The sequence below is a fragment of the Methylopila turkensis genome, assembly GCF_027922325.1.
Lineage (GTDB): Bacteria > Pseudomonadota > Alphaproteobacteria > Rhizobiales > Methylopilaceae > Methylopila > Methylopila turkensis.
Genome location: NZ_BSFL01000002.1, coordinates 465865 through 483565, shown reverse-complemented (window position 1 = coordinate 483565; position 17701 = coordinate 465865). Strand labels below are relative to the sequence as shown.

General features: G+C 68.6%; 21 protein-coding genes. 13 read left to right on the top strand and 8 right to left on the bottom strand.

Translation table 11 applies throughout. The features are described 5' to 3' along the window. Position 1 precedes the first annotated feature (1 nt). Positions 2–2176 (top strand): catalase/peroxidase HPI, encoded by a 2175-nt coding sequence (gene katG, locus PKE78_RS08975; protein WP_271200527.1) that lies wholly within the window; start codon positions 2–4, stop codon positions 2174–2176. A 312-nt stretch (positions 2177–2488) separates the two neighbouring features. On the opposite strand, the gene PKE78_RS08970 is transcribed toward katG, so the two are convergent. The 4 genes from PKE78_RS08970 to PKE78_RS08955 all read right to left on the bottom strand — a co-directional run bounded on the left by PKE78_RS08970 (position 2489) and on the right by PKE78_RS08955 (position 6017). Then, a complete protein-coding gene (locus PKE78_RS08970) occupies positions 2489–3433 on the bottom strand; it encodes a PDR/VanB family oxidoreductase (RefSeq protein WP_271200526.1) in 945 nt (314 codons plus the stop codon). 4 nt (positions 3434–3437) lie between these two features. Continuing rightward, positions 3438–4055: an MOSC domain-containing protein gene (locus tag PKE78_RS08965; RefSeq protein ID WP_428981247.1), complete on the bottom strand. Its 618-nt coding sequence runs from the start codon at positions 4053–4055 to the stop codon at positions 3438–3440. Positions 4056–4158: 103 nt separating this feature from the next. After that, positions 4159–5484, bottom strand: a complete 1326-nt coding sequence (locus PKE78_RS08960) for an MFS transporter (RefSeq protein WP_428981260.1) — start codon at positions 5482–5484, stop codon at positions 4159–4161. 179 nt (positions 5485–5663) lie between these two features. Next, on the bottom strand, positions 5664–6017 hold the full coding sequence (locus PKE78_RS08955) for a RidA family protein (protein ID WP_271200524.1): 354 nt from the start codon (positions 6015–6017) through the stop codon (positions 5664–5666). 72 nt (positions 6018–6089) lie between these two features. On the opposite strand from PKE78_RS08955, the gene PKE78_RS08950 reads away from it, so the two are divergent. Then, positions 6090–6263, top strand: coding sequence for a hypothetical protein (locus PKE78_RS08950; RefSeq protein WP_271200523.1), 174 nt, complete (start codon positions 6090–6092; stop codon positions 6261–6263). Between the two features lie 248 nt (positions 6264–6511). Then, entirely contained in the window at positions 6512–7102 is a 591-nt protein-coding gene (locus PKE78_RS08945) for a helix-turn-helix domain-containing protein (RefSeq protein ID WP_271200522.1), read from the top strand. 222 nt (positions 7103–7324) lie between these two features. Here the strand turns inward: PKE78_RS08945 and PKE78_RS08940 are convergent, their stop codons facing one another. From PKE78_RS08940 to PKE78_RS08930, 3 genes are all read right to left on the bottom strand, one after another. Next, positions 7325–7639: a hypothetical protein gene (locus PKE78_RS08940; protein ID WP_271200520.1), complete on the bottom strand. Its 315-nt coding sequence runs from the start codon at positions 7637–7639 to the stop codon at positions 7325–7327. Positions 7640–7800: 161 nt separating this feature from the next. Beyond that, on the bottom strand, positions 7801–8970 hold the full coding sequence (locus PKE78_RS08935; RefSeq protein ID WP_271200519.1) for a zinc-dependent alcohol dehydrogenase: 1170 nt from the start codon (positions 8968–8970) through the stop codon (positions 7801–7803). Positions 8971–9190: 220 nt separating this feature from the next. Continuing rightward, on the bottom strand, positions 9191–9544 hold the full coding sequence (locus PKE78_RS08930) for a ferritin-like domain-containing protein (protein WP_309299102.1): 354 nt from the start codon (positions 9542–9544) through the stop codon (positions 9191–9193). Between PKE78_RS08930 and PKE78_RS18500 the strand changes: the two genes are divergently transcribed. Then, entirely contained in the window at positions 9476–9727 is a 252-nt protein-coding gene (locus tag PKE78_RS18500; RefSeq protein WP_309299100.1) for a hypothetical protein, read from the top strand. The two genes, PKE78_RS08930 and PKE78_RS18500, sit on opposite strands and share 69 nt — an antisense overlap. 92 nt (positions 9728–9819) lie before the next feature. On the opposite strand, the gene PKE78_RS08925 is transcribed toward PKE78_RS18500, so the two are convergent. Beyond that, complete coding sequence (locus PKE78_RS08925) at positions 9820–10734, bottom strand: manganese catalase family protein (protein ID WP_271200518.1); 915 nt, start codon at positions 10732–10734, stop codon at positions 9820–9822. 178 nt (positions 10735–10912) lie between these two features. Between PKE78_RS08925 and PKE78_RS08920 the strand changes: the two genes are divergently transcribed. The 9 genes from PKE78_RS08920 to PKE78_RS08880 all read left to right on the top strand — a co-directional run bounded on the left by PKE78_RS08920 (position 10913) and on the right by PKE78_RS08880 (position 17694). Beyond that, positions 10913–11218, top strand: coding sequence for a hypothetical protein (locus PKE78_RS08920; protein ID WP_271200517.1), 306 nt, complete (start codon positions 10913–10915; stop codon positions 11216–11218). Positions 11219–11230: 12 nt separating this feature from the next. Then, positions 11231–11956 carry a Crp/Fnr family transcriptional regulator gene (locus tag PKE78_RS08915; RefSeq protein WP_271200516.1) on the top strand — a complete coding sequence of 242 codons (726 nt, stop codon included), beginning with the start codon at positions 11231–11233 and terminating at the stop codon, positions 11954–11956. Next, complete coding sequence (locus tag PKE78_RS08910) at positions 11956–12204, top strand: hypothetical protein (protein ID WP_271200515.1); 249 nt, start codon at positions 11956–11958, stop codon at positions 12202–12204. Before PKE78_RS08915 ends, PKE78_RS08910 begins: the two co-directional genes overlap by 1 nt. 117 nt (positions 12205–12321) lie before the next feature. Continuing rightward, positions 12322–12801, top strand: a complete 480-nt coding sequence (locus PKE78_RS08905) for a YciE/YciF ferroxidase family protein (RefSeq protein WP_271200514.1) — start codon at positions 12322–12324, stop codon at positions 12799–12801. Positions 12802–12859: 58 nt separating this feature from the next. Next, a complete protein-coding gene (locus PKE78_RS08900) occupies positions 12860–13948 on the top strand; it encodes a glycosyltransferase family 4 protein (RefSeq protein ID WP_271200513.1) in 1089 nt (362 codons plus the stop codon). Next, on the top strand, positions 13945–14889 hold the full coding sequence (locus tag PKE78_RS08895) for a glycosyltransferase family 2 protein (RefSeq protein ID WP_271200512.1): 945 nt from the start codon (positions 13945–13947) through the stop codon (positions 14887–14889). Before PKE78_RS08900 ends, PKE78_RS08895 begins: the two co-directional genes overlap by 4 nt. Beyond that, positions 14886–15914 (top strand): glycosyltransferase, encoded by a 1029-nt coding sequence (locus tag PKE78_RS08890; protein ID WP_271200511.1) that lies wholly within the window; start codon positions 14886–14888, stop codon positions 15912–15914. The genes PKE78_RS08895 and PKE78_RS08890 overlap by 4 nt, the downstream gene beginning before the upstream one ends. Beyond that, positions 15911–17014 (top strand): acyl-CoA dehydrogenase family protein, encoded by a 1104-nt coding sequence (locus tag PKE78_RS08885; RefSeq protein ID WP_271200510.1) that lies wholly within the window; start codon positions 15911–15913, stop codon positions 17012–17014. Before PKE78_RS08890 ends, PKE78_RS08885 begins: the two co-directional genes overlap by 4 nt. Positions 17015–17070: 56 nt before the next feature. After that, positions 17071–17694, top strand: coding sequence for a PIG-L family deacetylase (locus PKE78_RS08880; protein WP_271200509.1), 624 nt, complete (start codon positions 17071–17073; stop codon positions 17692–17694). Positions 17695–17701 lie beyond the last annotated feature (7 nt).

The window sequence follows — 17701 nt, the reverse complement described above, 5'->3', positions numbered from 1 at the left end:
CATGGACGCGAAGACCGAGGACACCACGGGAAAATGCCCGGTCGCTCACGGCGGCCCGAGGCAGAACACCGACTGGTGGCCGAACACGCTGCCCGTCGACCTGCTGAACCAGCACTCCTCCAAGTCCGATCCGCTTGATCCCGCGTTCGATTACCGCGAGGCGTTCAAGAAGCTCGACTACCACGCGCTGAAGAACGACCTCCGCAAGCTGATGACCGACAGCCAGGACTGGTGGCCGGCCGACTTCGGCCATTACGGCCCGCAGTTCGTGCGCATGTCGTGGCACGCGGCCGGCACCTACCGCCTCGCGGACGGCCGCGGCGGCGGCGGCCGCGGCCAGCAGCGCTTCGCCCCGCTCAACGCCTGGCCGGACAACGTCAACATCGACAAGTCGCGTCGCCTGCTGTGGCCGATCAAGCAGAAGTACGGCCAGTCGATCTCCTGGGCCGACCTGCTGATCCTCACCGGCAACGTGGCGCTCGAGAGCATGGGCTTCCGCACCTTCGGCTTCGCCGGCGGCCGCGCCGACACCTGGGAGCCGGATCGCGACGTCAATTGGGGCAACGAGACCGAGTGGCTCACCCACCGCACCCTCGACAAGTTCGAGAAGGGCCTCGGCGCGACCGAGATGGGCCTGATCTACGTCAATCCGCAGGGGCCTGACGGCAACGGCGACCCGCTTTCGGCCGCGGAGTTCATCCGCGAGACCTTTGGGCGCATGGCGATGGACGACGAGGAGACCGTCGCGCTGATCGCCGGCGGCCACACCTTCGGCAAGACCCACGGCGCGGCGGCCGAAAGCTACAAGGGTCCGGACCCGGAGGCCGCCGACATCGAGGACCAGGGCCTCGGCTGGACGTCGAGCTACGGCGCGGGCCACGGCGGCGACCAGATCGGCTCCGGCCTTGAGGTCACGTGGACCCAGACCCCGGCCCAGTGGTCGAACTTCTACTTCGAGAACCTGTTCAAGTTCGAGTGGGTCCAGACCCGCAGCCCGGCCGGCGCGATCCAGTACGAGGCGAAGGACGCCCCCGAGATCATCCCGATGGCGCACGACCCGTCGCGGAAGATCAAGCCGACGATGCTGGTCACGGACATCTCGCTGCGCGTCGACCCGATCTACGAGAAGATCTCGCGCCGCTTCCTCGAGGACCCGCAGGCCTTCGCGGACGCCTTCGCGCGCGCCTGGTTCAAGCTGACCCACCGCGACCTCGGCCCGCGTTCGCGCTACCTCGGGCCCGAAGTCCCGAAGGAAGTGCTGATCTGGCAGGATCCGATCCCGGACGTCGACCATCCGCTGATCGACGAGGCGGACGGCGCCAACCTCAAGGCCAAAATCCTCGAGTCCGGGCTCACCGTCTCCGAGCTGGTCGGAACCGCCTGGGCCTCGGCCTCGACGTTCCGCGGCGGCGACAAGCGCGGCGGCGCGAACGGCGCCCGCATCCGCCTCAGCCCCCAGAAGGACTGGGAGGTCAACCAGCCCGAGCAGCTGGCGAAGGTCCTGTCCGTGCTCGAAGGGATCAAGGCCGATTTCGACGCCCACGCCGGCGGCGGCAAGAAGGTCTCGATCGCGGACCTGATCGTGCTCGCGGGCAACGCGGGCGTGGAGAAGGCCGCGAAGGCGGCGGGCCATTCGGTGACCGTGCCGTTCACGCCCGGCCGCGCCGACGCCCGGCAGGAGGAGACGGACGTCGACAGCTTCCAGTGGCTGGAGCCCGAGCTCGATGGCTTCCGCAACTATGAGAAGTCCAACACCAAGCGCGCCGAGGTGGCCCTGATCGACAAGGCGCAGCTGCTGACCCTGACCGCGCCCGAACTGACGGTGCTGTTCGGCGGCCTGCGCGCGATCAACATCAACGTCGGCGGCGACACCCGCGGCGTTCTGACCGACAAGCCGGGCCAGCTCACCAACGACGTGTTCGTGAACCTGCTCTCGATGGACACGAAGTGGACCGCGACCGACGAAGACAAGACCTCGTTCGTCGGGACCAACCGCAAGACCGGCGAGACGACCGGAACGGCGAGCCGCGCCGATCTCGTCTTCGGCTCGAACTCGGTGCTGCGCGCCCTGGCCGAGGTTTACGCCGCCTCCGACGCTAAGGAGAAGTTCGTGAAGGACTTCGTCGGCGTCTGGACCAAGGTGATGAACCTCGACCGCTTCGACGTCGCGGCCTGATCCAGCGAAGGGGCTTCGGGGCGCCGCGCGATGGCGCCCCGAAGCGGAACGCAGCGGCGTGTGATTCAATCCGCGCCCGTCTTGCCGGCGGAGCCGGGCGTCCAGGACGTCACAGCCCCCTCACCCGGACGACTTCGTCATCCGACCTCTCCCCGGAGTGATTTGGTTCGGGAGTTCCCGAACCAAATCACTCCGGGGAGAGGTGGCGCAGCGGCGGCGTGGCGCCTCATCGAAGAGGTGTGGGACGCGCTCCCTTCACCTCTCCCCAGTGGGGAGAGGTCGGCCCGCAGGGCCGGGTGAGGGGGAGCGGCGTCAGAGGTCGAGCGTGACGGACACCCGCGCGCGGGAGACGCAGGGCGCGATCCTGTCCTGCCGGTCGGCGGTCGAGATGGCGGCGTCCCGGTGGATGACCACGCCTTCCGTGTAGCCACACACGCATGAGCCGCACACGCCGAGCTCGCAGGACGACGGCATGGTGACGCCATGCTCGCGCAGCACGTCGAGCAGCGAACGGTCGGCGGGCACATGGAGGGTCGCGCCCGTCGACGCGAGCTTCGCCTCGAACGGCTCCGGTTTGAAATTCTCGTCGAGCGTCGCCTGGAAGGCTTCCGCGTGGACGGACTCATCCGGCCAGCCGAGCGCGCCGGCGGCGTCCCGCACGGCCTGCAGCAGACGGCCCGGGCCGCAGACGTAGAGGACCGACCCGGCGGCGTAGGGCCCGACGGCGGCGGGATCGAAGCGCCGTCCCTCGCTCGAGAACCAGGTCGCGAGCCGGTCGCCGCAGGCCGCGGACAGTTCCGCGAGCAGGGGCGCTTCGGCCGCGCTGCGCGCGCAGAAATGGACGGCGACGTGCGCCCCCTCGGCGCGCAGTTTCCGGACCATCGAAAGTCCTGGCGTCACCCCGATGCCGCCAAGCACGAAGACATGGCGCGTCGCCTCGCGGATCGGGAAATTGTTGCGCGGCGCCGAGACATGGGCGGTCGCGCCTTCGACCAGCGCCTGATGGGCCCACAGCGATGCTCCGCGTCCGGCGTCCTCGCGCTTGACGGCGATCTCGTAGGCGCTGAGGTCCTGCGGGTCGCCGCAGAGCGAGTACTGCCGGATCTTGCCGTCTGGCAGCCTGAGGTCGACATGCGCGCCCGGCTCCCACGCCGGCAGCGCCGGCCGGGTCGGATGGACGAGCGTCAGATGCAGGACGCTTGGGGTCGCAAGCCGCGCGGCCTTGACCTTCAGCTTCATCACGATGCGTGCGGTCATGGGATCAGGCGTCGTCCAGCAGCTCGATCGCGTCGCCGGGGCGGATCACGCCGCCACGCTCGATCCCCGCGTTCAGGCCCGAACGGTTGTAGAGCGGCAGGTAGACCGGGAGCCCAAGAAGTTCCTCGAGATATTTGCAGGGGAAGTTGAGGCGCCCGCCGCGCAGGATCACCTCGCCGACCCGAAAGCGGCGGCCGACGAGATGGTTGAGCGGCACGCCGCGCACGGTGAGGTTCCGCCGGTGGTCGCCGGCGGCGAGCGCGATGGCGCCGCCCTGAAGCGGCGGGTCGTTGCGCGACAGCGCGTCGAGCGCCTCCTGCTCGATCAGGGTCACCTCGCGGGTGTCGGGCTTCGGCGAATAGGTGCCGGTTCCATCGTAATAGCGGTCGCCCACGATCCCGCGGCCCGCGACGCAATGCGCCTCCTGAAGCTCCTCCATCTCATAGCTCGCGGCGGGAGCCACATGGATGTGCAGCAGCGCGCCCTTGAAGCCCGTGGCGCCGCCCGTCACATGGCGGGCGATCGATCCGGCGGCGTGCTCGAACGCCTCGATCATCTTAGGCGCGGGCCGGTCGACCCCGGCGTCGGGGATGGCGTCGTGACGTTGGTCGTCGTCTCTCATGGTCGTCTCCTCGCGGCGAAGTCATGCCGCTTCAAGGTCCGGACGGGGACGGCTCCCGGAGAAGTCCGGGAGCCGCGCGTCGTCATTCATGCGCCGGCCGGCGTCAATCGATCTTCTTGCCGGCCGTTTCGGGCGCCATCAGCGTGGCCGAGAGCGTGATCAGCGCGAGCACGATCAGATAGATCGAGATCGGCCAAGTCGCTCCGCTCCAGGCGAGGAGCGCGGCCGCGATCAGCGGCGTGAAGCCGCCGCTGAGCGCCGCGCCGACCTGGAAGCCGAGCGAGGCTCCGGTGTAGCGCAGCCGCGCGTCGAACAGTTCGGACATCCATGCGGCCCCGATCGCGAACATGACGCCCTGGCCGAGGCTCAGCGCGATCGCCACCGTGATCGTGATGATGGTCGGGTCGCCGGTGTTCAGGAGGCTGAACATCGGGAAGGCGAAGCCGATCGAGAAGACGCAGGCCAGGATGAACATCGTCCGCCGGCCGTAGCGGTCGGCCAGCATGCCGAACAGCGGCAGGGTGAACAGCTCGATGATCGCCGCGATCAGGATGCCGTTCAGGATGACGCTGCGGGGCAGGCCAAGCTTGGAGGTGACGTAGGAGATCGAGAACACCGTGACGATGCTGACATAGGCGATCTCCGAGACCTTGAGGCCGACCGCCGTGATGAAGGTCCTGGTGTGCTGGGTCAGGATTTCGATCACGGGCATCTTCGCGACGACGTTCTGCGCCTTCACGCGCTGGAAGGCCGGAGACTCGTGCAGGCGAAGCCGGATGAACAGGCCGACGACCACCAGCAAGGCGCTGGCGAGGAACGGGATGCGCCAGCCCCAGGACAGGAAGTCCTCGTCCGACATCAGGCCCGCCATCCGGAACGCGCCGATCGACGTGATCACGCCGAGCGGATAGCCGAGCTGCACCAGCGCGCCGTAGAAGCCGCGCTTCCGGTCGGGCACGCTCTCCACGACCATCAACACCGCGCCGCCCCATTCGCCGCCGATGCCGAGCCCCTGCACCAGACGCAGCAGCACCAGCAGGATGGGCGCCCAGATGCCGATCTGTTCGTAGGTCGGCAGCAACCCGATCAGGAAGGTGCCGACGCCCATGATGAGCAGCGTCAGCGAGAGCATCGCCTTGCGGCCGAGCTTGTCGCCGAAATGGCCGAAGATCACGCCGCCGAGCGGGCGCGCCACGAAGCCGACGGCGTAGGAGCCAAACGCCGCGATGGTGCCGACCACCGGGTCGAAGCTCGGGAAGAACAGCTTGTTGAAGACGAGCGCCGCCGCCGTCCCGTAGATCAGGAAGTCGTACCACTCGACGGTGGTGCCGATAACGCTCGACCAGACGATCTTGCGCCGTTCGGCGTCCGGCAGCTTTTCGCCGGCGGCGAGCGCCGGCGCCTGAGAGATATCGGCTGCAACTGTCATCATTACCCCCCGCTGGGATGTGGAGACGTCGTTCGATTGCAGGCTGTCGATCGGCCGGCCCCCGCGCTCCTCGCCCCCGCTCGTGCGGGCGCGCGCCAGGCGCAGGGGATCGGCGCGCCGCCCGGCCGATCAGGCCGGGAGGCCAGAGCCGCGCGGAGCGCGGGTGACGCTTCGAAAATTCAGTCGGTCGGCAGCGCCGCGATGCAGCCGACTTCGACCTTGATGGCCGGATCGGCCAGCCGGCTCTCGACGCAGGCCCGCGCCGGCGCGGCGCCAGGCGCCACCCAGGCGTCCCAGACCGTGTTGAACGCGGCGAAGTCGCCGATGGCGGGAAGCCAGACCATCGCGCTCAGGATGCGGCTTTTGTCCGTGCCGGCCTCGGCCAGAATGGCGTCGATCTTCGCCAGCACCTGTCGGGTCTGATCGACGACGCCGACGCTCAGATCGTCCGGCACCCGGCCGGAGACGTAGACGAGGCCGCCATGGACGGTCGCGGCGGACAGACGGGGCCCGGTCCCGATACGCCGGATCACGCCGCCAGCCTCAGGGGAAGGAGAACGCGACCGCGGCCGGATTCACCCGCCTTGGCGCAATGTTTGCCTGAAATGAACCGCATGTTGTCCGAAATGAACCGGGTGTTGTTCCCGACGTTCTCGGCGTCCGGCCCGCGGCGGCGGGTGGGTGATATGGCCATGCTGCCTGTCCTCTGCGTGTCGCAGCCCGCCATCGCGGGCCGCCCGAGGATCGAAACATGTTTACTGATGGAAATCAAAAGCTGATTTTCAGGGCATGCCTATCCAGCGCCCATCCGCTGGGCGCCGTGTCCTCGGCTTGCGCAGAGCGCGTTCAAATTCAGCGTTTCTCGGTCCACTTCCGCCTGATCGGCGCCTGAATTAATTGCATCGTCAGCCCGGCTCCGACATGATTTCCTCCATAAAACGGGTGGCCGGATCAGCGCGTCCGCCGCCAAGACGGATGATGCGCCGGCCGCCGTAATGTGCGACGGAGCGGCGATCGGAGGACTTCGGTGCTGGATATCTCGAACAGCGATCGGCTCGGGCCCAATCTCCGCGCTCTGCGCCAGGAGCGGGGCCTCACCTTGGACCGGCTCGCGGGCATGAGCGAGCTGACCCGCGGCTATCTCTCGCTGGTCGAGCGCGGGCTGAAGACGCCGTCGATCACCGCGTTGCTCCGCGTCGCGAACGCGCTGCAGGTCAACATCGCCCAGCTGTTCGACCTCAACGCGGCCCCCAACGTCCGCTATACGCTGCAGCGCGCGGGCGACCACAGCTCCCCCGAGAAGGGCTACGGGTTGCTGCCGCTCGCGACCGGCCGGGCGGCCAAGATGATGGAGCCGTTCCTCATGCGCCCCGCCCGGTCGCCCGGGACGATCGGCGGTCCGCGCTGGGCCCACGGCGGCGAGGAGATGTTGTTCGTGGTCTCAGGCAAGATCGCCGTGAAGCTCGGCGGCGAAGAGATCCTGATGAGCCAGGGCGACTGCCTCTATTTTTCCGGCGAGGAGCGTCACGAGATCCGGAGCCTCGGCGACGAGCAGGCGGAAGTTCTTGTCGTGATCGCTTCTGGCGCCGCGCCGAACACCGCCCGCGCCGACGGCTGAAGCCTGTGCTTCGACGCGTCCCAACGCCCGTCGCGGATGCGGACGTTTCAGGCGAAAACGCCGGCGGGCGTCCCCTTGGAAGGCGACGACCCCTGCTTACGAGCGGCCGAGTTCACCAACGTCCGGCTCAGCGCGGCACGGGGCCAAATCCCCGGATCGCGGGAGCGTCAAACCGCCATAAAGGCGTCAGCATCACGCTCCCGCGCGAGAGACTGACCGTTTCTAGGGCTCCGTGCGCGCCGGCGGATCGCTCGCCGGAAACGTGTTCTCCAGATCGTCGTCGAGCCGGTCGCTGACCTCAGCGCCTTCCGCGACCTTGAGCGGCGCCGGCGGCGTATTGATGGCCATGACTTCCTCCGGACTCATGATCGTCCCGCCGAATCTGATCCAGGGCGCGAACGGATCTTTCGGGGAGACACGCTCGTGCGCGGCTCGAACGGCGGCCTCGAATGTCCGGAAGGCGTCGCCCGCCGCGAAGTCCGCCGCCTCCGGTCTGTCGCCGTCCGGCATCATCAACAGGGTCGCGTCGCCGCTCATCGTCCTCTCCTCCTTCAGCGCTTCGTAATCTTCAGCCGACCCCGTGCGGCCCGCGCGCAGCCAAGCTTTTGGGCTCCAGACGACCGCGATCCGTTTCGCCGCGGCGTCCCGCCGGGACGTCGGCCGCGAGCGCCTCGCCGCAGCTTTGGTCCCCATCGTCATCATGGCCGGAGCACCACCTTGATGCAGCCGTCCTGCTTGTCGCGGAACGTCTTGTAGAGGTCAGGTCCGGCCTCGAGGCCGGCGCGGTGGGTGATGACGAAGGACGGGTCGATCTCGCCCTTCTCGATCCGCTCAAGCAGCAGCGGCAGATACTTTTGCACGGGCGTCTGCGCCATGCGGAACGTCAGGCCGCGGTTGATGGCTGAGCCCATCGGCACCTTGTCGAGCAGGCCGCCGTAGACGCCCACGATCGACACGACGCCGAAGTTGCGCGTGCAGTGGATCGCCTGACGCAGCACGTGGGGGCGGTCCGTTCCCATGAACAGCGCGACCTTGACCCTGTCGATGACGCTGTCGACGCTCGCTGTCGTCTCGGGTTCGGTGCCCACGGCGTCGATCGTCGCGTCCGCGCCGCGGCCATGGGTCTTCTCCATGATGGCCTCGAATATGTCGACCTTGTTGAAGTCGAGCGTCTCGGCCCCGGCGGCTGCGGCGAGCGCGAGGCGTTCGGGCACGGTGTCGATCGCGATGACGCGTTCGGCGCCGAGGATGAAGGCCGAGCGGATCGCCATCTGGCCGACCGGCCCGCAGCCCCAGATCGCGATCGTCTCGCCGCCCCGGATGTCGCAGAAGTCCGCCGCCATGTAGCCGGTCGGGAAGATGTCGGACAGGAACAAGACCTGATCGTCGGTAAGGTGGTCCGGGACCTTGATCGGACCGACGTCGGCGAAGGGCACGCGCAGATACTCGGCCTGCCCGCCGGCGTAGCCGCCCAGCAGATGCGAGTAGCCGAACAGACCGGCGGGCGAGGACCCCCAGAGCTTCGCGGCCATATCGCTGTTTGGGTTTGACCGCTCGCAGCCCGAGAAAAAGCCGCGTTTGCAGAAGAAGCACTCGCCGCAGGAGATCGTGAAGGGGACGACGACGCGATCGCCGACCTTGAGGGCCTTGTTCTGCGAGCCGACTTCGACGACCTCGCCCATGGTCTCGTGGCCGAGCACGTCGCCATGCTTCATCGACGGCATCACGCCGTCATAGAGGTGGAGGTCCGAGCCGCAGATGGCGCAGGACGTCACCTTGATGATGGCGTCGCGGCCGTCGACGATGGTCGGGTCGGGCACGCTGTCGCAACGGACGTCGCCCTTGCCATGCCATGTCAGCGCTTTCATGGGTGTCTCCGGTTTATCGGGAGCGACGCCGGCGCCTCGAATGGCGGCCGAAGCGAATTCCCGATATTTCCTGACGATCGGAACGACCGGTTCGACGCGCTCGCCGATGTGTCGGACCGGATGGCGGAGGCGCTCCAGGTCACCTCTCGACATTGCTCGGCGTCGATGGACCGAACGCCCCCACCGTTGAAATGACGGCGCGGACCTATCGAGACGGCGCTCAGGCCGCCGCTGCGGTCTGCTCGAACCAGGTCCGATGCCGTTGCTCGTCGCCGAGCGCCTTTTCGAAGAACGCCACAGACTCGGGACGCGCGTCAGCGTGCTGGCGGGCGCGATCGTAGGCGGTGACGGTGTCGTCCTCGTTGGTCTTCATGGCTTTCAGGATCGCGCCGTCGCCCATCAGGCCAGCGAGCGCCACTTTCCCGGTCGTCAGCATCTGCTTCATGTCGCCTTCGCGGGGCGCTTCGATCCCGAGCTCCGACGCGATGGTCTTCAGCGTCGAGACATGGGTGAGATGGTCGTCGCGGAAGGAGGCGACCTGCGCCCTGAGGGCCTCGCTCTCGAGCTTGTCGATGGTCGAGTCGTAGGCCGCGATCGCGTCGTGCTCGAGATAGAGAAGTTCTGGACGAGCTTCGTGATGTCGCTCTCATGTCCGACTGTGGTGGCCATCGTTGTTCTCCTGCGGTCTGTGATTTCCGGTTCGCCCGGCGACGAGCGGTGGTGCGTCGACGCCTCGCGGCGCGGGTCGGCGCTCTGAACGCCGTCGTGGCCCGGATCGGCTTGCGAGGGAGCCATAGCTCCCTCGCGTCATCCTCGGCGGCCTTGCGCTTCGGCTAAGCCGCCGTCGCGTCACATCTTCTTTTGAAGCTTGGCGGCCATCTCGAAGATCTCGGCGGGGTCGTAATCGGAGGTGAAGGCGGCCGACGCGCCCTGCAGTTCGTCGATCCGCGCGCCGTCGGGCGCGCCGTGCACGACCTCGAGCTCGCCAGGGGGATCGCCGGGAAGCGCATGCTCGCCCTGGCCCCAGATCGAAGCCATGTCGCGATAGGTCTCCTCGCCCCAGGTGTAGAGCCGCCGATGGCTGCCCTCGTCGAGATACTTCTGCGATTCCGGGATCTTGGAGAGATCGATGTTCGGCGTCGGGAGCATCTTCTCCATCTCGACGCCGGTCAGGTTCTTCAGCGCCAGCGCGTAGGAGTGCGCATGCACGGAGCCGCGGACGAGCAGATAGCCGCACACCTCGCGGCCGGTGGGGTCGGACAGCGTCTCGTAGACCCGGAGCTTGTGCAGCCGCGCGCCGCATTCGAGGAAGAAGTTGTGCAGCAGGTCGAGGATCAGGTTGCCGGTCGTGAACACGAAGGTGCCGTTCCACGGCAGGCCGTTCGAATCCGCAGGCATCGCGCCGCCGCCGGCGTGAAGGAAGGACGCCGCGGAGCGGATGTCCTTCATCTCCTCGAACGGTGCCTTCGAGATGTCCCGGTCGTGGTCCTTCTCGGGCGTCGGGCCGTTCGCGAGCATCGAGATGCCGTTCGAAACCAGCTCGACATGGCCAAGTTCTTCGGCCGTGATGCTGGCGACGAGGCTGTAGAACGGCTTCGCCTTGGACTTGTTTCGAAAATTGAAGCTCTGGAACATGTAGTTGTTGAGCGTCGACATCTCGCCGAACTTGCCGCCGAGAAGCTCCTGGAGAGCGGCGGCGGCGTTCGGATCGGCCCTTTTGGGCTTCGGCAGCTCGGCCTGGAGCCGATCGATTCTCATAAACATGGAGCTCTCCCTTCGCCGCGCGTCGCACGCGGGCTTCGACAGGTGAGAGCTTTCAGGCGGCGGTCGTTCCGCGAGAAAAGGCGGGATCGGGGCGATCGCCGGATAAATCGACAGTCTGCGCCGCGGAGCGTTATAGGGGTTTATATCCGGACGTTATTGCACGCCGTATAACCGTGGAATGAGCGATCTCCAGACGTGTCTGACGTGGTTTGTCGTGGCGGCCGGGGCCCCGGCCGACGATGGCGTCAAACTCGCCGACCAACACATCGACGCCTACGTCGCCGGCGCCACCGGCGACCGCGTGCAGGCGCTCGAGGCTTTGAAGGCGGCTTTGGAAGCGATGAAGCTCGATGGCCGGGTGGCGGACCACATATCCGCGCGCCTCGAGGCCGTGCTGTCGTCGCAACGGGACCAGGCGTCCGCGGACGCCGCCGGCGGCGCGGCGGACAGCGCCCCCGGGGATCGTACGAGCGACGTGGATTGAGAACAGGGCAGAATGTCGACGGCAGTCATCCGCAAACTCGAAGCGCTCCATCCATTGCCGGATGAGGATAAAACGCTTCTTCACGCCGTGATGGGACGTGGGCGGACGCTGAAGTCCGGCGAAGACATCGTCGGCGAAGGCGATCACACCGACACCGTCCATGTGATCATCGAGGGGCATGGCTACCGCTACAAGACGCTGCCCGACGGCAAGCGGCAGATCATCGGCTATCTGGTGCCCGGCGACTTCTGCGACCTTTACGGCTTCCTGCTGGACAAGATGGACCACGGCATGGCGGCGCGAACGCCGTGCCAGGTCGCGGAGCTCTCCGAAGACCATGTGCTGATGCTGACCTCGCGCCCTGCGCTCGCGCGCGCGCTTTGGTGGTCCGAGCTCGTCAACGCGGCGATCCTGCGCGAATGGCTGGTCAACATGGGCCGCCGGACGCCGAGCGCCCGCGTCGCGCACATCCTCTGCGAGCTGCTTGTCCGCTTGCAGGTCGTCGGCCAGGCCACGGACGACAGCTTCAGGCTCGAGCTGTCGCAGGCCGAGCTGGGCGACACCGTCGGGCTGACGACCGTCTCGGTGAACCGCGCGCTTCAGCGCCTGCGCGGAGCCGGCCTGATCGTCTCCGCGGGCCGCGGCATCACCATTCCCGACGTGGACGCCCTGAAGGCGTTCGCCGAGTTTGACCCGAGTTATCTGCACTTCAGACAGGATCGCGAGGAGCGCCCGTGATGGAGTTCCTGCCCGTAAAGGTCGAGACCGGATCAGCCGACGAAGAAGGGCGGCTGGTCTTGCTCAACGGCAAGCTCATCGCCGTCCTTGTCCGGCTCGACGATCCCGACCATGGGCCGGTCGTGGGGCAATGGAGCCTCGAGGCCGGCTTCAACGGCGTCGACAGCACCAAGCCTCCGCTGTTCGCCAATCTCGCCGCCGCCGAGCGCTGGCTCGGCCGGCAGCTGGGGGACCTTATCCCGGTATAACGGAATCCGTTCCCGAACCGACCCGGATAGGCCGGCTGGTCGATTTTCCCCCTGCGCCTGGGAACGGGAAGGCGAAAGCGGGACTCTCCCAATCGAACGGATCAGGGAGATCGCCGGATGGCTACGACCAAGACGCTTGCGGACGCATTCCACGAAACGCTGAAGGACGTGCTCTACGCCGAGCGCGCGTCCGCGCGAGCGCTGAAGAAGTCCGCGAAGGCGGCCAAGGAGCTCGAACTCAAGAAGGCGTTCGAAGAGCATCTCGAGGAGACGGAGACGCAGATCGAGCGTCTGAGCGAAATCTTCGCGATCATCGGCAAGACGCCGCGCGCGAAGACGTGCGAGGCGATGCAGGGGATCACCTCCGAGATGGAGGAAGACCTCGAGGATTTCGCGGAGTCGCCGGCCTCCGACGACGTCCTCATCGGCTGCGCGCAGGCCGTCGAGCATTACGAGATCGCCCGCTACGGCATGCTCCGGTCCTGGTCGGCCAAGCTCGGCTACGACGAAGCGACGCCGCTTCTGCAGAAGACCCTCGAGGAAGAGAAGGCCGCCGACGAACGCCTCTCGAAGATCGCGGAACAGCTCGCAGCCTGATCCGTCTCGCCGCGCGGATGGGACCGCGCTTGGTCTTCGAAAAAGGTAGGTCGTCGTTTTGCGTATTGGCATCATCGCGCATCTCAAGCACCGCATCGGCGAGCCTTTCGCAGGCGGGCTCGAGACACACACCCACCTGCTCGCGAGCGGTCTGCGCCGACGCGGCCACGACGTCGTCGTCTTCGCCTCCGACGGGTCCGATCCGTCGGTGGGCGTGGAGCCGATCTGCGAGGAGACGGCCATCCGCGAGGTCGGCCTCGCGGAGGCCACTGACGTGGCGTTCTTCCGGGAGCACCACGCCTATCTGAAGCTGATGACCGGGATCGGCGGCCGCGGCTTCGACGTCATCCACAACAACTCGCTGCATTACTTGCCGGTCGCGATGGCGGACGCCGTCGCGACGCCGATGCTGACGACCCTGCACACGCCGCCGTTTTGCTGGCTCGAAAGCGGCGTGCGGATCGGCAACTCCCGCTCGATCCTCGTCGCGGTGTCGGACGCGCTGCGCAGCCTCTGGGCTCCCATCGCGCCGGTCAGGGGCGTCGTGCTCAACGGCATCGACCTGACGCGTTTCGCGTTCAATCCCGCGCCCTCGGCCTGCTATCTCGCCTGGTCCGGAAGGATCGTGCCCGAGAAGGGGCTGCATCTCGCGATCGACGCCGCGCGGCTCGTCGGTCTGCCGCTGCGCATCGCCGGCCCGATCGCGAACGCCGACTATTTCGAACGCGAGATACGGCCTCGTCTGAACCAGGACGCGATTTATCTCGGCCATCTCGGCCATGCGGAGCTCGCCGAGGTGATCGGCGGGGCGCTGGCGCTGCTGTTCACGCCGTGCTGGGAAGAGCCCTACGGGCTGGTCGCGGCGGAGGCGCTGGCCTGCGGAACGCCCGTCGCGGCCTTCGCGCGCGGCGCCGTCGCCGAAGTCCTCGACGAGACCTGCGGCGTGCTGGCGACGCCCGACGATCCGTGCGCTCTCGCGGACGCGGCGATCGCGGCGCAGCGGCTGGACCGCCGGAAGTGCCGGCTCCGGGCCGAACGCCACTGCGACGCAGACCTCATGGTTTCGATCTACGAGCGGCTCTATGCGCAGATGGTCAGGGACAGCGCTCCGACCCTGCGGACCGGCGAGCTGGCGGTCGCGGTATGACCGCGGACGCGGGGCCGCGGCGGGTTTGCGTCTGCGTTCCGGCGCGCGACGAGGCGGAGCGGTTGCCGCGCCTGCTGGCGGCGCTCGCGGCGCAGGACTGGCCGAGCCCCTTGCCGGTGGTGGTCGCGCTGAACAACACGTCGGACGGCTCGCGAGCGATCGCGGAGCGCTTTGCGAGCGAACATGAAGGCGCCCTGACGCTTCACCTCGACGAACAGACGTTCCCACCCGGAGCAGCCCATGCCGGAACGGCGCGCCGGCGCGCGATGGACCTCGGAGTCGCCGTCCTCGGGGAGGATGATCGAGCGATCCTGCTGACCACCGACGCCGACGCCAGGCCGCCGCGGGACTGGGTCCGCGAGAACGTCAAGGCGATCGAGCTCGGCGTCGACCTGGTCGGCGGCGCGCTGACGCTCGATGAAGACGAAGCCGTGCCGCCGCTCGTCCGGTCGAGATGGGAGGCGTTGTCGGCCTATTGGCGCGCGGTCCGCGAGATCGAGGATGAGATCGATCCCGTGGCGTGGGATCCCTGGCCGCGTCATGGCGACCATACCGGCGGCAGCCTCGCGACGACCGTCGCGGCCTATCGCGCCGTCGGCGGCATCCCTCCGATCCCCTCCGGCGAAGACGCCAGTTTCGTCATGGCGGCGCGCGCGCTCGGCTTCCGCCTCAGCCATCCGCCTTCGGTCTGGACCCGAGTCTCGGCGAGGACGGACGCCCGGGCGACCGGCGGCATGGCCGCGAAGATGAAGGAGCTGGCCAGTTCCTCCTCCCACGCCATGGCGGCGCCGTCGCTCGACCAGTGGAGGGAGCGCGCGCGTTGGCGGCGCGTCGTTCGATTGGCCGGCGGCGACGCGCGCGTCGCCGCGCTGGAGGCCGGGCTGCCGCCGATGACCTGCGACGTCGTCGTGGTTCCGGCCGCGATCGAGACCGCGGCATGAACGGCGGCCAGATCGGCTATTACGTGCACCACCATGGCGAGGGCCACCGCCGGCGCGCGCAGGCGATCGCCGCGCAAGCGCCGGGGCGGTTCACGCTGATCGGCACGGGCGTGACGGGATTGTTCGGCCCATTCGAGGTTCTGGAGCTTCCCGACGACCGGTCGGACGGAGGTTTTTCGGGCGAGGACGGAGCTGCGGATCGGCCCGACGCTCTGCATTACGCGCCGATCGACCACTCCGGCGTCCGTGATCGCATGCGGTTGATCGCGGCCTGGATCGCTGAGCGGCGACCCGCGCTTATGGTCGTCGACGTCTCCGTCGAGGTCGCGATGCTGGCGCGGCTCTGCGCCACCCCGACCGTCTATGTCCGGCTCGCCGGGGCGCGGTGGGACCCGGCCCATCTCGACGCGTTCCGCGGCGCGAAGGCGCTCCTCGCGCCGTTCGATCCGCGTTGCGAAGCCGACGACGTCCCGGACTGGGTGCGCGCGAAGACGGTCTACGCCTCCGGTCTTGGCTCCTTTCCACCCGCCGGCAACCGGACCGACAATGTCGTCCTGGTGGCGTTCGGCCGGGGCGGAAGCCGAATTACAGCGCAGGATATCGATGAGGCCGCCCGCGCGACGCCGGATCGCCGATGGCGGGTGATCGGCCGGGTCGAGCGGCCGACGCAGGCGCCGTCCAACCTCGACGTCGCCGGATGGGTCGATGACGCCGCTGACGAGATCGGCGTCGCCGCCGTCGTGGTCGGCGGCGCCGGCGACGGCGTTCTCGCCGCGGTCGCGGCCGCCGAACGGCCTTTCGTCTGCATCCCCGAGGACCGGCCCTTCGCCGAGCAGCACGCCAAGGCCGCGGCGCTCGACCGCGCAGGCGCGGCGGTGGTCCTGTCCCGTTGGCCCTCCGCATCCGCATGGCCGCGCGTTCTGCAGCAGGCGGAGGCCCTCGACCATCGCAGGATCGCGTCGTTCCACGACGCGAACGGCGCGGGGAGCGCGGCCTCCCTTATAGAGCGATGGGCCGACCGATGACGCAGATCCCATCCGCCGCCCTGCACTTCGCGTTGTTCGACGGCGAACTCGGCAAGCTCGGCCAACGCTACGACGCCGAAGGCGTTTTTCCTGCGGAAAGCGTCCGGCTGCTCGTGCGCAGCGGCCTTCACAGGACCTTCGCACCGCTCCAGTGCGGCGGCGAGGCGTTCGGCTCGGCCGAGGCCGAGAACCGCTCGCTGTTCGACGCGCTGCGTCTGGTCGGACGGGCGGACCTCAGTCTCGGCCGCATCTACGAGGGCCATGTCAACGCGCTGAAGCTGTTCGCCTGGTACGGCTCGGCCGAGCAGCTCCGCCGGCTGGCGAAGGACCTCGACGCCGGACGACTGTTCGGCGTCTGGGCCACCGAGCCCTCGCCCGGCGTCGCGCTGGAGGACGATCCCTTCGGGCCGCGCCTTTCGGGCTCGAAGCGCTTCGCGACGGGCGCCGGCGGGCTCGACTTCGCCATCGTCACGGCGCGACCTGCGGTCGGCGAGCGGCGTCTGGTGGTGGTCCCGGCCAACCAGCCGGAGCGCGCCGACACCTCCGGCTGGCGCGTGCGCGGCATGCGCGCGACGATGAGCGGGACTTATGACCTCACGGGCATGCGCCCCCGCCGCGAAGACCTCCTCGGAGCGCCGGGCGACTACGATCGCGAGCCGCGCTTCACCGCCGGCGCGTGGCGGTTCCTCGCCGTGCAGCTCGGCGGGGTCGAAGGGCTGCTCGCCGAAACCCGCAAGGCGATGCGGGACGACGCCCGCGAGGATCCGCTGCAGCGCGCCAAATTCGCCGAAGCCGTCGCGGCCGCGCGCGGGGCCTGGCTCTGGACGCGCGAGGCGGCGCAGCGCGCGGCGGGCGATCACCCGGACGCAAAGCCGTTCGTCATGATGACGCGCGGCGTGGTGGAGCGGGCGGCCCTCGACGTGATGGAGCTCTCGGCGCGCATCGTCGGAACGCGAAGCGCGCTCGACGGCTCCCGCATCGACAAGATCATCCGGGACTTGAGCCTCTACCTCCGGCAGGCCGGCCCCGACCACGCCCGCGACGAAGCCGCCAAGGCGTTCCTCGAGCGCGACGTCTGGGGCGAGGACGAGCTGTGGTGACCTCCCGTTTTCCGAGGCCGCTGAGCCGAAGCCCGTGGGCCAAGGCGCGGTGGCTGGTGCTCGCACCGCACGCCGACGACGAGACCATCGGCGCCGGGGCCCTGATCGCGGAGGCCGCGGCCGGCGGGCGGCTCGCCGCCGTGGCGTTCCTGACCGATGGGCGCGCGTCGCATGGACCGGATGGACCGGCCGATCTCGCGGCCATCCGCCGGCGCGAGGCCCGCGCGGCCCTGAGAACGCTGGCCCCCGGCGCGCCGTCCCCCGTCTTCCTCGATTGGCCGGACGCGCATCCCCCGGCGCCGGGATCGCCGGCCTGGACGCGCGGCGTCCGACGCCTGGAAGCCCTGTGTCGGGCGCGCCGCGTCGACGCCATCGCCACCACGTCCGCGCTCGATCCGCATTGCGACCACAAGGCGGCCTCAGCGCTCGCGCGCGCCGTCGCGGCCGCCGTCATGCGGCCGATCGAGGTGTTCGACTATGTGGTCTGGGCGGAGCGCGTGCCTCGGGGACCCGCCTACCGCACCGAACCGTCCCGCCCCGGCCCGCGGCGGCTCGCGCTCGCCGCGCATCGAAGCCAGACGACGCCGCTCCACGGCGAAGGTTTCCGGGTCCCCGAGCGGCTGAAACGGATGCCGGCCGCCGACGTCCTCTATCTCGACGGGTCCCCGCATGCGCCATAAGGGAAGC